General features: G+C 41.6%; 11 protein-coding genes. 7 read left to right on the top strand and 4 right to left on the bottom strand.

Annotation, left to right across the window (positions count from 1 at the left end; all coding sequences use genetic code 11):
• The first annotated feature begins 402 nt into the window (after positions 1 to 402).
• Entirely contained in the window at positions 403 to 2,649 is a 2,247-nt protein-coding gene (locus BJP34_RS20250) for a protein kinase domain-containing protein (protein WP_070393902.1), read from the top strand.
• A 503-nt stretch (positions 2,650 to 3,152) separates the two neighbouring features.
• Here BJP34_RS20250 and BJP34_RS20245 read toward each other — a convergent pair.
• Positions 3,153 to 4,244: an ISAs1 family transposase gene (locus BJP34_RS20245; protein ID WP_070393901.1), complete on the bottom strand. Its 1,092-nt coding sequence runs from the start codon at positions 4,242 to 4,244 to the stop codon at positions 3,153 to 3,155.
• Positions 4,245 to 4,863: 619 nt separating this feature from the next.
• Here BJP34_RS20245 and BJP34_RS20240 point away from each other — a divergent pair.
• A complete protein-coding gene (locus BJP34_RS20240) occupies positions 4,864 to 5,208 on the top strand; it encodes a hypothetical protein (RefSeq protein ID WP_070393900.1) in 345 nt (114 codons plus the stop codon).
• A gap of 594 nt (positions 5,209 to 5,802) precedes the next feature.
• On the opposite strand, the gene BJP34_RS40395 is transcribed toward BJP34_RS20240, so the two are convergent.
• The gene (locus BJP34_RS40395; protein ID WP_149031081.1) at positions 5,803 to 6,162 is read right to left on the bottom strand and encodes a hypothetical protein; all 360 of its coding nucleotides are present in this window, start codon (positions 6,160 to 6,162) and stop codon (positions 5,803 to 5,805) included.
• Between the two features lie 158 nt (positions 6,163 to 6,320).
• Here BJP34_RS40395 and BJP34_RS37270 point away from each other — a divergent pair, with 158 nt between their 5' ends.
• The 5 genes from BJP34_RS37270 to BJP34_RS20220 all read left to right on the top strand — a co-directional run bounded on the left by BJP34_RS37270 (position 6,321) and on the right by BJP34_RS20220 (position 10,430).
• A complete protein-coding gene (locus BJP34_RS37270) occupies positions 6,321 to 6,485 on the top strand; it encodes an SPOR domain-containing protein (protein WP_083305270.1) in 165 nt (54 codons plus the stop codon).
• Between the two features lie 428 nt (positions 6,486 to 6,913).
• Positions 6,914 to 7,849, top strand: coding sequence for a TenA family transcriptional regulator (locus BJP34_RS20230; RefSeq protein WP_070393898.1), 936 nt, complete (start codon positions 6,914 to 6,916; stop codon positions 7,847 to 7,849).
• Between the two features lie 5 nt (positions 7,850 to 7,854).
• The gene (locus tag BJP34_RS20225) at positions 7,855 to 8,910 is read left to right on the top strand and encodes an AEC family transporter (protein WP_149031080.1); all 1,056 of its coding nucleotides are present in this window, start codon (positions 7,855 to 7,857) and stop codon (positions 8,908 to 8,910) included.
• Between the two features lie 14 nt (positions 8,911 to 8,924).
• On the top strand, positions 8,925 to 9,056 hold the full coding sequence (locus tag BJP34_RS49175; protein WP_267876325.1) for a hypothetical protein: 132 nt from the start codon (positions 8,925 to 8,927) through the stop codon (positions 9,054 to 9,056).
• A gap of 45 nt (positions 9,057 to 9,101) precedes the next feature.
• The gene (locus BJP34_RS20220; protein ID WP_070391308.1) at positions 9,102 to 10,430 is read left to right on the top strand and encodes an IS701 family transposase; all 1,329 of its coding nucleotides are present in this window, start codon (positions 9,102 to 9,104) and stop codon (positions 10,428 to 10,430) included.
• Positions 10,431 to 10,486: 56 nt separating this feature from the next.
• Here BJP34_RS20220 and BJP34_RS20215 read toward each other — a convergent pair whose 3' ends face one another.
• Positions 10,487 to 10,939, bottom strand: a complete 453-nt coding sequence (locus tag BJP34_RS20215; RefSeq protein ID WP_070393896.1) for a helix-turn-helix domain-containing protein — start codon at positions 10,937 to 10,939, stop codon at positions 10,487 to 10,489.
• Between the two features lie 108 nt (positions 10,940 to 11,047).
• A complete protein-coding gene (gene iscB / locus BJP34_RS20210) occupies positions 11,048 to 12,322 on the bottom strand; it encodes an RNA-guided endonuclease IscB (protein ID WP_070393895.1) in 1,275 nt (424 codons plus the stop codon).
• Between the last annotated feature and the right edge of the window lie 535 nt (positions 12,323 to 12,857).

Raw genomic sequence — 12,857 nt, 5'->3', positions numbered from 1 at the left:
TATTATACCAGACATATAATAAAACAGCAATTATTCACAGGCTATCCGTCGCTCTTAATACTATACTGATATCTCCCCTATCCTATAACCAGTGGACTATCATCTTTGACAAATTCCTCTTCGGGTAGAGTATCCTAAGTTGAGCCAGATAATCGTATGCCTTCAGCCTTCAGCCTTCAGCCTTCAGCCAATAACTGATAACTGATAACTGATAACTGATAACTGATAGCTGATAGCTGATAGCTGATAGCTGATAGCTTACTGATAATCAGACTAAAAATTGTCACAGTCCTGGTCAATAATACCGATCAGCGTATGTTAAACATGAGACAGTTAGCAACTCGCCCCCTTGGTGCGGAGTTTTAATCTTCCTTTTTGTGAAATCTTAGGCACATCAATCCTATGTTAGGCAAGTTACTGGACGGGCGTTACCAAGTGACTCAAGTCCTCGGTTCCGGGGGATTTGGCAAAACCTATTTAGCCAAGGACACGAAGCGTCCAGGTAACCCAAGCTGTGTTGTTAAGCAACTAATGCCTCCCAATGGCTCTCAGACATTTTTAGACACTGCTCGACGGCTATTTAGCAGGGAGGCTGAAACCCTAGAAAAGCTGGGCAATCATGACCAAATTCCTCGACTACTTGCCTACTTTGAAGAAGACCATGAGTTTTACTTGGTGCAACAGTTCATCGAAGGGCATCTATTGAGCCAAGAGTTGTCTCCTGGTAACCGCTGGCAGGAAAACCAGGTGATTGGGCTATTGCAAGAAGTTTTAAGTATTTTGGAATTTGTCCACCGTCACGGTGTGATTCATCGCGATATTAAGCCCGATAACCTGATCCGACGCACGGCAGATCAAAAGTTAGTGTTGGTGGACTTTGGTGCAGTTAAGCAAGTTCAAACTGATTTGGCTAGTGCCTATAGACAAACTAACCATACTGTGGTAGTAGGCACTCCCGGCTATATGTCCAGTGAGCAGGCTTTGGGTCAGCCCTGTCCAAGCAGTGATATTTATGCCCTAGGGATTATTGGGATTCAGGCACTAACAGGAATGGTGCCAGATCAGTTTCACGAAGACCTTAAAACTGGTGAAATTAACTGGCAATCTATGGTGTCAGGGAGTGTAGGATTAAGTGTAGGATTGGCGAATGTCCTTACCAAAATGGTTCGCTACCAAGTCAAAGACCGTTACCAGTCAGCATCCCAGGTTTTACGAGACTTACAGCAATTGAGTGCTAGTTCAAAAGCGTACTCCATCAATTCCCCAACCTACTACTCAATTCACAATATCCCTACAGTAGAAGAAAACTTCCCACCAGAGCCAGTATCAACCCCGTTCTCAGAGCAAAAAACTTGGGATGCAAATGCCGATAGAGGTTCTACTCCAAATAAACCAGCAGCACCTTCTCCGTTGCCTCCAACTAAGGTAGATAAATCAGATAATTTGTCTTTGATCATTGGCACTGGTATTGCCTTAGTTACTTCTTCGATAGCTGGTATGATCTACTCGGTGCGTTCTAGCTCTTGGTCACCACCTAGAATAGCGCAACCAATTCCTCCTAGGAGTACACCCAATCGCCGTTCAGCTCCGGTAGTATATGAGCCACCAGCCCCAGCTGCCCCAGGTAATTGCCAGGTCACAGGTTTGAGTGTGAATGTGCGCTCCGAGCCTAACGGATCAAAAGTAGATCAGCTCAATCAGGGAAGCAGTCTGGTTCTAACTGGTAGTGGACAACCTGGCTGGGTAGAAATTAGTTCACCGGTTACCGGGTGGGTGTTTACAAAATTTACTGACTGTGTATCAACGGTTGAGCCAGTGGTGGCAACGGCTCCCAAGAGAAACGTTCCTAAGAGAAACGTTCCGAGGAAAAGAGTATACGCACAACCAAAACCTGTGGTCAGGAGGGCTCCATCGTCACCACAGACCCCTCAGCCAACACCAGCACCACCGGTTGTTGATAATGGGTCACTAATTTTGGCAAGAGCTGTACAAAAGTATCAGGCAGGAAATATCAAAGGGGCAATTGCGATCGCACAAGATGTGTTGCCTAGTAGTGCTGCTTTCAATGGTGCCCAAACCAAAATTGACCAATGGCACAACGAATGGGTATCCTTTGAACGCAAATTTGATAAGATTCAACAAGCCTATGAACAGGGTCGGTGGGTTGATGTGTTGAACTATGCTAAGAACAGCAATTTGCCACCAAGAGGCTATTGGCGTCAGAAGTTAAATCGAATCATGGCTGAAGCTCGGCAGCAACAAGCTAAAGTGGAAGCTAAACGAAAGCAACTCGCTGTACAGAATCAAATTGGTTCTAGAGCAAAGCAAGAAATTCAAAACAATTCACAGCCTGCTCCAAGACCGGTTTCTATTGCCGCACCATTGCCTAAACAGCCAGTGGTTACCCGAAATAAAACTACTGCACCACCACCGTCTCAATCTACATTAATCAAATATTACGTGATACTCAACGACGGGACTTCTAGTGGTTTAGCAAAAGCTAGGAAAATTGTACCTGGTGCTTTTTTGGGTCGATTCCCACAAGGTACGAGAATACAGATGGGAGCATTCAAAAATGAAGCCAAGGCCAATGCTTTTGCTAACCAACTACGTCAACAGGGAATGTCTGCTTCAATCTATAGACCTTAATAATTAGGGGTTGCGGAATTAAGTAATGAATAGGAGTAGAGTGGGCATCCTGCCCGCGCGAAAATAAGCATGAAACTGGCAAGATGCCAGTTCCACCAAGATGCCAATTCTACAAAACTCTTAAAATCATTCAATTATTCAGCAACGCCTAATAATTAGGGGTTGCTGAATTAAGGAAAGAAAGGTTGATCTAAAGGATGAATTAAAGCACCTACAATTACCCAATTCAGGGGAACTTTGAGAGTTTTTTTAGCCCATGATTGGGGGGCGTTGGCGTGTTTTATTGCCTCGGAGATCCCCCATTATCCCCCTAAAAAAAGGGGGACGATCGAGTATGGCTCCCCCCTTTTTTAAGGGGGGCTGGGGGGGATCATAATCTGGCGGAAAACTTGGAAAACACGCCCTCGGGGCCTGTCTTCTTGCCTCGGAGATCCCCCATTATCCCCCTAAAAAAAGGGGGACGATCGAGTATGGCTCCCCCCTTTTTTTAGGGCAGGGCTGTTTCATTCTAACAAAACCCAAAGCCTAGACCACTTGTTACGAAGCCATCTTTGGGCTTCGGTAATTGAGTCGAAGCCCAAAATTCGGAAAAGATTTAGAGCTACTGTGTTGAGAATAGAAAAGTTAGTAGTAGCTTGAGTGTCATTAAAAGAACAATGATCTTCCTGTAAAATCACATCTTTAATCCAATGCAATTTATTTTCGATTGCCCAGTGTCCTTTAATTTTATCAGCAAATACTTTAGCCGTTTCTGACAAGCTACTGATATAATAAGCAATATTATTATAATTGGCATTTCCTCTTTTTCCTTGTCTAACTACTTTTATAAAACTCTTGACATGCCACCAATCTAAGCAAAAATAAGCCGGAGGCTCAAACACGTAAGTAGTGCGCTCAATTTCTCGGCCATGACTCTTTTCAATAGTGCAATTAACTGTAATTGGTGTTTGATGATTACTAACATATTCTAGAGAGTTATAGAGTGTTTTTTGATTTTTTTTGACGGCAATAGTATAATGATTATTTGAGTCAATAATAGCTTGAGTAGTTTCTTTTTGGCAGTGGAGAGCATCGAGAGTAAATACTTGATTCTCAAGGGGGCAAGTTCTTATAGCTCCTTGGACTTGGTGAATTTCTGAACTTTTCTTATTTTCAAAATTGGTTAAATTTAAAACTACCCCTGACTTCTGACTAAACAAAGAAACGATTACCACAAAATTTTGATAACTATTGTGATAATTATTAACAGTACTTCTTAAAGTTTTTCCATCAATAGCTATCCAATCTCTTAAACATTTATCAAAAGCAAACTGACTTGCCCACTGATTAAAAATATCCAATAAAGTTGAACAATATACTCCTAGCATCACTCGTCGAATGGTTGAAGAAGAAGGAACTCTCTCCGGGACAATATTTAAGGTAGTCAATAATAAGTCTTGATTAAATCTAGCAAAATCTCCTAAAGCTCTATACCCAGTATATCCTTGCATGAGTCCGAGAATGATAATTAATAAAACCCTCCATAAAGGATGCCGCTGTCCTTGAATTTTACGAAAGTCCTTGACTTTTTTGAGAGCTTGAATTAGGCTATTCATAGATAAATTTTTTAGAATTAAATAGCGTTCGCTTTTATTTTACAGTATCGGCGATCGCTTTTTGTTTTGTTGATATCATTCGCTTTTTTATTCCGTTGCCCAATCTTTTTGCGCTTAGAGAATTTAAGACTTTTTTAGGTTAAAATACTTAACTATTAAAAAAAAGGGTGAACCCGTTACTCCAAGGCGGTTTCAAAACCTCATAAAAAATTTTGACATCGACAATGAAACAGCCCTGCTTTTTTAAGGGGGGCTGGGGGGGATCATAATCTTGCGGAAAACTTGGAAAACACGCCCTAGGGGTGCAAAACAATTGCCATAAAAGGCAACGCCTATCTGATTTGTGTAACGTATCGGGAACAAGCACCAAAAGAATGAGATGATGCTTGATGCCCATCACCGATGAACCCTTAGCCAATCTATGGGAAAGGGAATTTAGTGAATTGAAATATATGTGCAACATTTAACCTGTGCAAACCTACTGATCAGCAGGAATGACCTGTATAGCACACGGTAGCGGTGGAGTTAGTTAGTCAAAAAAATCCATGGGTTATAAAAAAACCAGTGATTCGATGATAAAGTAATTACTGCACAGGAAAAAAAGATAGGACAATACGAAATGGCGAAAAAACTTGTCAACCTCATGATGGTAGTGTTGCTGGGTATGGGTTTGTTTGCCTCCCCTGCCATGGCATTAACGGATGCATGTTGGGTAAAGTATGATAGCTGTTCGGGGGAATTAAGCAAAGGCGATATAATGTTTTTCAATAATGATTTCGGTACAGATACCAAAGACCTTTTCTTAGCAACTGACAAAACGGGAAGTTTTGATCTATCACTTGATAGTGGAAGTGAATATAAAACGTACGAGATAAATAACACAACAAAGAAGTTTGAAATCCCCGCTGATAACAGCGCCGTGCTCGAGGTAAGCGAGGGAGAAATCAACTATTCCACAAAATAGAAAATGAGGCCATGGTGCGGGTTGGGTTGAAAGCACAAAAAAGCATCCGACCAGTAATAGTAGATGTTAAGGATGTTTAAGGGCGACCATTGAGATAGCAACCAGCTGGGGAGTGTCAATCACCGATAAATAATCTGATGGAAAATGATTTAGACAGGAGAGAATTAATGAATGAAAAAGTCAAAGAAAGAGCGACCATTGAGAAAGTGCTCTCGTAACAACCATTGAGCTCACCCAGACCCCCAGGTTACCCCTGAACCGGGGGCAGGGCTCATACCGATCAACCGAAGGGTGTCCCAAGAAGGAAATCCCCTCAGCAATTGCGCCCATATCCCACCTTTCACCCATCGCAACCAGCGGATAAAATATGCCACAATGCGCTCACTGGGCGCACAAGCGCTCATAAAGCCGAGCCACATTTTCAAGCATTCGTTCCACCGTTTTCCGAGCAATTCCCGCGCTAGGCATAGTGTCCCGAACGAATTTGCCCTTGTATCTGCGGTTTGTTCTAATGCCACCATCGTCTGACCTGCCAGACATCGGCCATAGGCGTGATAATGGCTCACTGATTTTGGCAAGGGCAGTGTAAAACGATCAGGCAGGAAATATCAAGAGGGCAATTGCGTTCGCGTAGCGTGACCTACGGTCAATCGCACAAGAGGTTCTCCCAAGTAGTGCCGCTTTCAATGGTGCCCAAACCAAAATTGACCAATGGCATAATGAATGGGTATCCTTTGAAGGTAAGTTTGATAAGATTAAACCAGCGACATTAACAGGGTCGGTGGGTTGATGTGTTGAACTATGCTCCGCAACAGCAATTTGCCAACAAGATGCAATTGGCGTGCCTATGTTAAATCGAATCATTGCTGAAGCTCGGCAGCAACAAGCGTGCAATAGAAGCACAAAGAAAGCAACTCGCTGTACTGCCTTCTTTTTGGTTCTAGAGCTATGCATGAAATTCAAAACAATTCAGAGCCAGCTCAATTACATGTTTATATTGCCGCACCATTGCCGCGCGCAGCCAGTGCTTAACGGTCTGATAACTACTGCACCACCACCGTCTAAATCTACATTAATCAAAAATAAAGTGATACTCAACGAAGGGAGTTATAGTGGAGAGCGCAAAAGCTAGGAAAATTGTTCCTGGTGCTTTTTTGGGTCGATTCCCACAAGGTACGAGAATTCAGATGGGAGCCTTCAAAATTGAAGCCAAGGCAAACGCTTTTGCTAACCAACTACGTCAACAGGGAATGTCTGCTTCAATCTATATCCCTTAATCGTTTTGTTTAAAGTGAACTGATTGAACGCGATCGCCACATGAGTTATACAGTAAATCTATCTGTAGGGGCACACGACGTGTGCCCCTACAACTTATAGCGTTTGGTAAGGTTTAATAAGCAATTTTGCGTAAGTGCGTAATAGAAATTGACTAGGTACAAAGCAAAAAGGGGAACCATAAGAAGGAGAAGGCAAACAGGGGAAACAGAATTGCTGCAAGTCTCAATCCCTCTAAGCCTGTTGTTGAGTATGCCAATGAGATGGGTAACAGCTGATCAGTATCTATCCGCGCTTTATCGGTATAGTAAAACCGTTGATTTGACAAGACCGGCGTGAAATCTAAATTCCCAAGGCTAACTTCTTCCTGTTGGGCCTAAGCTTTCATTGTAGAAAACTGTAAAAACACTATTACTACTGAAATTAGGTCATGCAAGACTTTCTAGAATATATGCGGACTCTACAGGTCCCCCAGGAGTTAGATAGACCCACCCAAGCCCAATCACCCAACTGCTTTTCCATCGCTACCATCCAAAGTCTAGGGTCTCCCCAGCAAATTCCCCATTATGCCCGAAATCATGCTCTACTCCAGCATCCCTGGTTGCTGAGTTTCCAAAATCTACCCTTAAGGCACACTCACCTAGAGGATTTACCCACTACTGAGCAAAAATTAGGAGTCTTAGTGGCTGATCATCCCCGATTATCCTGTTTAATCAGGGAAACTGGCGTAAGTCGTAACCTAGAAACTTGGCTCAAGCAGCGTTATCTGATTAGTTGGTGCTTCCCCAATTGGCTGACTGCTGTTGCTTCTAAGCTACCTACACCCCAAACCCGAATCCCTTTATTAAAGAATCTGTATGAAGAACACGGATTATCGGGGAAATCTGGCCATAGCAAACCCCATCCTCAAATGTGGCAGCAGTTATTTGAAGAATTATCAGTGATAGGAGTAGGTCAGTCTATACCTCTACCAAAGTCATCACAAGAATTATTACCAGGAACCCAACGCTACCTGCAAATCTACACAACAGCTTGCTTCCAATACCCGGCTGCTTTTGGATTGGGGATACTGGCTTTCACGGAATCTATCCTACCCTATGAAAACCAACTGATTTTAGCAGGTCTGAAAAAACTGGGTATTTCCACCAAAGGACAAGAATTCTTTGCCGTTCACTGCGACTGTGATCAAGACCATGCTGAGGAAATTTTAGATGTGATTGAGCAGACCGCTAATTCTCCCCAAACCCTTTGGCAAGTATGGCAGGGCGTAGCAATGGCCGTTAGAGCTCGTCAGGGATTTTACGACGATTTGCATCGAGAATTGGTACTGCTGGGTCAAGACACTGTTCAATCCAGTAAAGGTTGACGACTTTGGCTATTGATAAAGTCATCCCCCTGGTGCTGTTTATTGCTATTGGTTATGCCCTGAAAGGGAAATTTCAAAAACCTGTAGCAGTTGGTGCTATTAAAACCTTAATTATCAATGCTTTACTTCCTGCCGCTCTATTCCTATCCACGATCAAAATTGATATAAGTCAAGGTTTACTGTCGCTACCGCTATTCGGACTTGCTATCAATGTCTTCTTGTTAGGAATTGGATGGTTATTAACAGGTTTAGTGATTCCTAGCAAAGAAAAAGCTAAAGCCCGGTCGTTGATATTGATGTTTGCGTCTTTAGCTCCTGGCTTAACTGTGTATCCGTTTACTCAGGAATTTTTAGGAGAGCAAGGACTAGCTCTAGCTGGATTAGTAGATGTAGGGAATAAATGTTTTGTGCTAATCGGTCTTTATGCTTTAGCGATCTATCTACACCAACGCAGTGTTGATAATGCCCACATCAATTTCAGCAAATTCAAAACCATTGGACTAACTCTGATCCAAGAACCAGCAAATTTGGCCTTGTTACTGGGTTTGTCCATAGGAGCATTAAATCTAGGTAAAACACTTATCCCAGAAATAGTCTTGCAGGCTCTGGAACGGTTAGCTGCTTGCACTACTCCCATGATTCTGTTTTTTGTAGGGATTTCTCTGAAGCCGAAAACCTTACAATTACGGAAAATTTTACTAATTTTACTGGTTCGCTCAGCAGCCGGATTCTGGTTTAGTGCAGCAATACTGATATTGTTTAAACCAGATACATTGGCAGAAACGTTACTAGCTGTAGTTTTACCCCAAAGCGGATTGAGTTTGTGGCCGTTGTTGTACGCTTCCCAGATTAATATGCTCGACCAAGAGAAACATCGGCGTACTCACCCAACATTTGATACGGAATTTGCTCTAGGATTACTGACCACTTCTATTCCGATATCGATTGGTGTAAATTTAATTATTTTTTCTAATAGCGCGTTTTTTATCTCTCCATCCCATCTGGGATTAGTCGGCAGTATCCTTTTGCTCCTGTTCAGTATGATTAAATTTTGCTTATAGCGTTTATCATAGCTATGAGGTACACATTATTTTTTATCTCTTCCCTGCTCCCTGTTCCCTGTTCCCTGTTCCCTAAAACCCAGAGATTTGTACCTCATGGGTATAAGACTTGCTATATCCCTCTTCTGTCACTCTCCGAGCAGTAAAATAAGAGAATAAACAGATTGGGTAGCTCAAAAGTAGATAGGGCAATGGATGTAGAGTTACAGATTCTCAAACATAGTGCCAGAGATGCACAACCAACAGTTTCGGTTATTGATCAATATTGTGAGGCTTATAAAGACCTGTTTTCAGAAGTAAGAAGTTATGAATGTTTCAAATATTTACATTTAGGAATAATCTCACCGATAAAGAGAAAGTCGCTACCAGAAATAGCTAAGGTAGTAGGCATAAAATCTGCTCAGTCACTCCATCATTTTTTAGCCAATTCTCCTTGGTCAGCGACTGAATTAAAATCCCGAAGATTAAGTCGGATGCTCAAAGCATTAAACTCGGAAAAAATCACGGTAATAATTGATGAAACCGGGGATAGAAAGAAAGGGAAAAAAACGGACTATGTAGCAAGGCAATATCTAGGAAGTATCGGAAAAGTAGATAATGGAATAGTGTCAGTTAATGCTTACGGGGTGTATCAAAATATAACATTTCCATTGGTAGGCAAAATCTTCAAACCAAGAGGAACATTAAAATGGGAAGATAAGTACAAAACTAAAATAGAGTTAGCCTCAGAAATCCTAGAAGAATTAGTAGAAGAAGGATTAAATATAGAACGAGTATTAGCGGATAGTCTGTATGGTGAAAGTAGCCAGTTTATTAGAACATTAGAGAAAACTAAATTGTCTTATGTAGTAGCAATTAGGAGTAATCATGGAGTCTGGATGCCAAGTGAACAGAGGGTTAGAGCGAATAAGTGGTGTAAATTTACCAGAACATTTAGTAATCAAAAATCCGAAACTAGATACATTAGAGAAATAGTATATGGAAAAAAGAGAGCCATAACTTACTGGGAAATAACCACAGACCCAAAAACTATGCCAGAGAATGGAACATCTTTTGTGATGACTAATTTGAAAGGTAATCTCAAGAAAATCTTGGGAGATTTGTATGGATTAAGAACATGGGTAGAGTATGCTTTTCGTCAGTGTAAACAAGAATTAGGATGGACAGATTACCGTTTTACTAAGTTTAAGGATATCGAAAAATGGTGGGAAATAATTTTTTGTGTGTACACCATGATTAGTTTAAATTCTCCAGCTTTTTTATCTTTAAATAAATCGACAGAAGTAGCCAATAAGGTGAAAGATGCTGATGATATCCAGGTGAGTAATCATCAACAATGGAATCATAAAGGTGGATGGAAGAATGTGTTAAACAATTTTCGTTTACTGATTCAACCAATTATGATGTTATGGATTATTTTTCCCTGGTTAGATATTTTGCCTAATAGTAAATTATTGCTGGGATTGAATCAGCTAATTAGTGAAATTAATCAATATCAATTCTTTTTTAATTCTGGATAATCTGACTTATTTGTTAATCATTGAATTCGGAGAGTGACAGAAGAGGGATATGACCATTAGGCAGTGGCCGGAAAACTGCCACCAATAAAATGGATATCACTGAAAGTTTCGATCCACAGACGAGCGCCACAACTCAGTGGCTTATCTGGCTGATAGACAATCCGACAAGGACCGAGGATTTCGACTTGATTGCCGTATAGATTGTCACCGCTTCGTTTTACTGAAATCACTGGCTGACGCTCTTCGGGAGTTTTGTGATTGTTGCTGCCAATGCGATTGCGGTTCACATTGATCTTGGCCAGAGCAGGAGGACGAGTAGTACGCCATTTGCCCTTTGGTCCACGCTTTTTCTCGATGATTTGGGGCAGATTGTTGAACAGGGGAATAATCCAGAATTTCCCGCTTTTATAAGCACCCCGGACGCGACCATCATTCAGCAGTTGGCGTAAGCGTCGAGAAGAAATACCTAAGAGAGAAGCGGCTTCAGTAGTACAAACGGACTTGTTCATCAAAAAAATAGGGGTTGGTAAGGGGAGCGACGGAAACCCCTGTCATTCATGCATGGGGAGGAGTCGCTCCCCTTACATAAACAGCAGCTTGACAGAGATTCTTTTGAATTAGAAACTATAAGAGTATCCATCTTTCCGGTGTACAATGCTGCAATATTTATGACTAATTCCTTGAACCAGTTCGTGTTTAGTGGAGATATTGAATGAACCGGTTTTTCGAGTAGCTATTCTACCTGTGTAGGTTCCAATTTTCTTGCCTTTGGTTACAACGGCTTTGGCAATATCTCCAGTCTGAAACCCTTTGACAAACTTAAACCTTGGTACATAACGAGTGGGAAAGCCAAACTTGTTCGTTCTGCACATCTGACGAGTACCATGTCCTTTAGCTGAAATCAACAATGGCTGATAACTTTCGATGTACAAAGTATCGACTTCTCCAACATTCGCGGCATCTAACCAGTGTGTTTTTGGAAGGTTCTGCCGACATCGGTTGTACTTAGTTAATCCACCTGACCCTGTTTCAATCGGCAAACCTAAGGCTTTTAATTCGTTATACAACTTCCATCGAGTTGAGTTGACGGCTGCCGCATCGACTAAAGGTCGTTTGGCTTGAGAAAGAATACGCTTTAGAACATCAGGTTTACCAGATAAAAACTGTTCGATTTCCTGATTACCTTTGATTTGATTGCACTTCCTACAAGCAATTGCTAGGTTACTTACTCGGTCAGAACCGCCCTTTGATTTAGGTTTGATGTGTTCGAGCTCTAGTTGAGTATCGGTGACACCACAGTAAGCACATTTACGATTCCATTTGGAAAGTAGATATTCTCTAACTTCATATCCGTAGAGTGTGCCCTGCTGATACTCTGTGCCAGAAATCTCAGGGTTTTCCATCTTCTGAGTATCGAACCTAACTAATTCCTGAGAAATGCCAGTTATCGGACAAAATCGAGTAAGTTTTTTTACCCATGTGAGAATATTATAGACTCTCGACATTAGACTGGGAGCTAACCACCCATCAGGACGTTTACGGTTAAGAAACCGTGGCTGTCGATAACGAGTTTTGCGGTTTCTACGAGAACGTCTCAACTTTCTACGTGAGGTTAAACCATCTCGAATTTGAAGACCTCTGTGGGTTAGTTCCGCACCCCAAACAACCACCTTTTCTTGAATAATTGCTAAACCTGTCGTTTGAGAACCAGGGTCAAGTTTGATCTGATGATTATGTGTTACACATTCCAATTCCTCCAAATCGCGCATAATGATTGTGAACGGGTATCTCCTAAAGACCTTAGCCCTTCCTTGTTTGAGCAAGATTCTAGCTCTAGCAGGCTGGCATGGGTCTAAAGGTTTTTTGTTTTTATCAAGTACAAAAACTCGCATAATGTGAGTATTCTCCTATTGCTAGGGTAAAGTTCGCTTCGCCAATGTTATCAGTCGGTACTTTCCAGATTGCACTTCCTTAACCTGATAAAGATGTTTAACAATCCGGTTCTAGAGCTTGAAACTAGCGTCGCATTTCAAGGTAGGAACTTCAACTCTTGGTGATAACGTAGTCCCTGACGGGACTTGGGCTGGTCAGGTAATGATTCACAAGCCCCCGGATTTATCCGTGGGGTTTGCTACTCCCAGGCTCCTGACGAGTGGATTTCCTTTACTATTCCGATATCACTATTATAAAGGTAAAAGTATGCTCATAGGGTGTTTGTCAATTATTGTTAATATTTCTTTACAAACACCTTTTCAAGTAAAGTTTACATTGAGGTAAGCTATCAGCTATCAGCTATCAGCTATCAGCTATCAGCTATCAGATATCAGCTATCAGCTATCAGCTACAGCTTTTGAATAACATAAGTAAGCATTGCTTTAATGTAAGTATTCAGCTATCAGCTATCAGCTATCAGCTATCAGCTTTTGA

Source organism: Moorena producens PAL-8-15-08-1 (genome assembly GCF_001767235.1).
GTDB classification, from domain to species: Bacteria; Cyanobacteriota; Cyanobacteriia; order Cyanobacteriales; family Coleofasciculaceae; genus Moorena; species Moorena producens_A.
Note: the sequence above shows the minus strand (reverse complement) of the source record. Positions and strands in the feature narration are given on the sequence as shown.

Excerpts from the sequence above, each read along its gene's own strand:
- BJP34_RS20250 (WP_070393902.1), top strand. The coding sequence starts at position 403 with ATGTTAGGCAAGTTACTGGACGGGCGTTACCAAGTGACTCAAGTCCTC.
- BJP34_RS20245 (WP_070393901.1), bottom strand. The coding sequence starts at position 4,244 with ATGAATAGCCTAATTCAAGCTCTCAAAAAAGTCAAGGACTTTCGTAAA.
- BJP34_RS20240 (WP_070393900.1), top strand. The coding sequence starts at position 4,864 with ATGGCGAAAAAACTTGTCAACCTCATGATGGTAGTGTTGCTGGGTATG.
- BJP34_RS40395 (WP_149031081.1), bottom strand. The coding sequence starts at position 6,162 with ATGCATAGCTCTAGAACCAAAAAGAAGGCAGTACAGCGAGTTGCTTTC.
- BJP34_RS20230 (WP_070393898.1), top strand. The coding sequence starts at position 6,914 with ATGCAAGACTTTCTAGAATATATGCGGACTCTACAGGTCCCCCAGGAG.
- BJP34_RS49175 (WP_267876325.1), top strand. The coding sequence starts at position 8,925 with ATGAGGTACACATTATTTTTTATCTCTTCCCTGCTCCCTGTTCCCTGT.
- BJP34_RS20220 (WP_070391308.1), top strand. The coding sequence starts at position 9,102 with ATGGATGTAGAGTTACAGATTCTCAAACATAGTGCCAGAGATGCACAA.
- BJP34_RS20215 (WP_070393896.1), bottom strand. The coding sequence starts at position 10,939 with ATGAACAAGTCCGTTTGTACTACTGAAGCCGCTTCTCTCTTAGGTATT.
- iscB (WP_070393895.1), bottom strand. The coding sequence starts at position 12,322 with ATGCGAGTTTTTGTACTTGATAAAAACAAAAAACCTTTAGACCCATGC.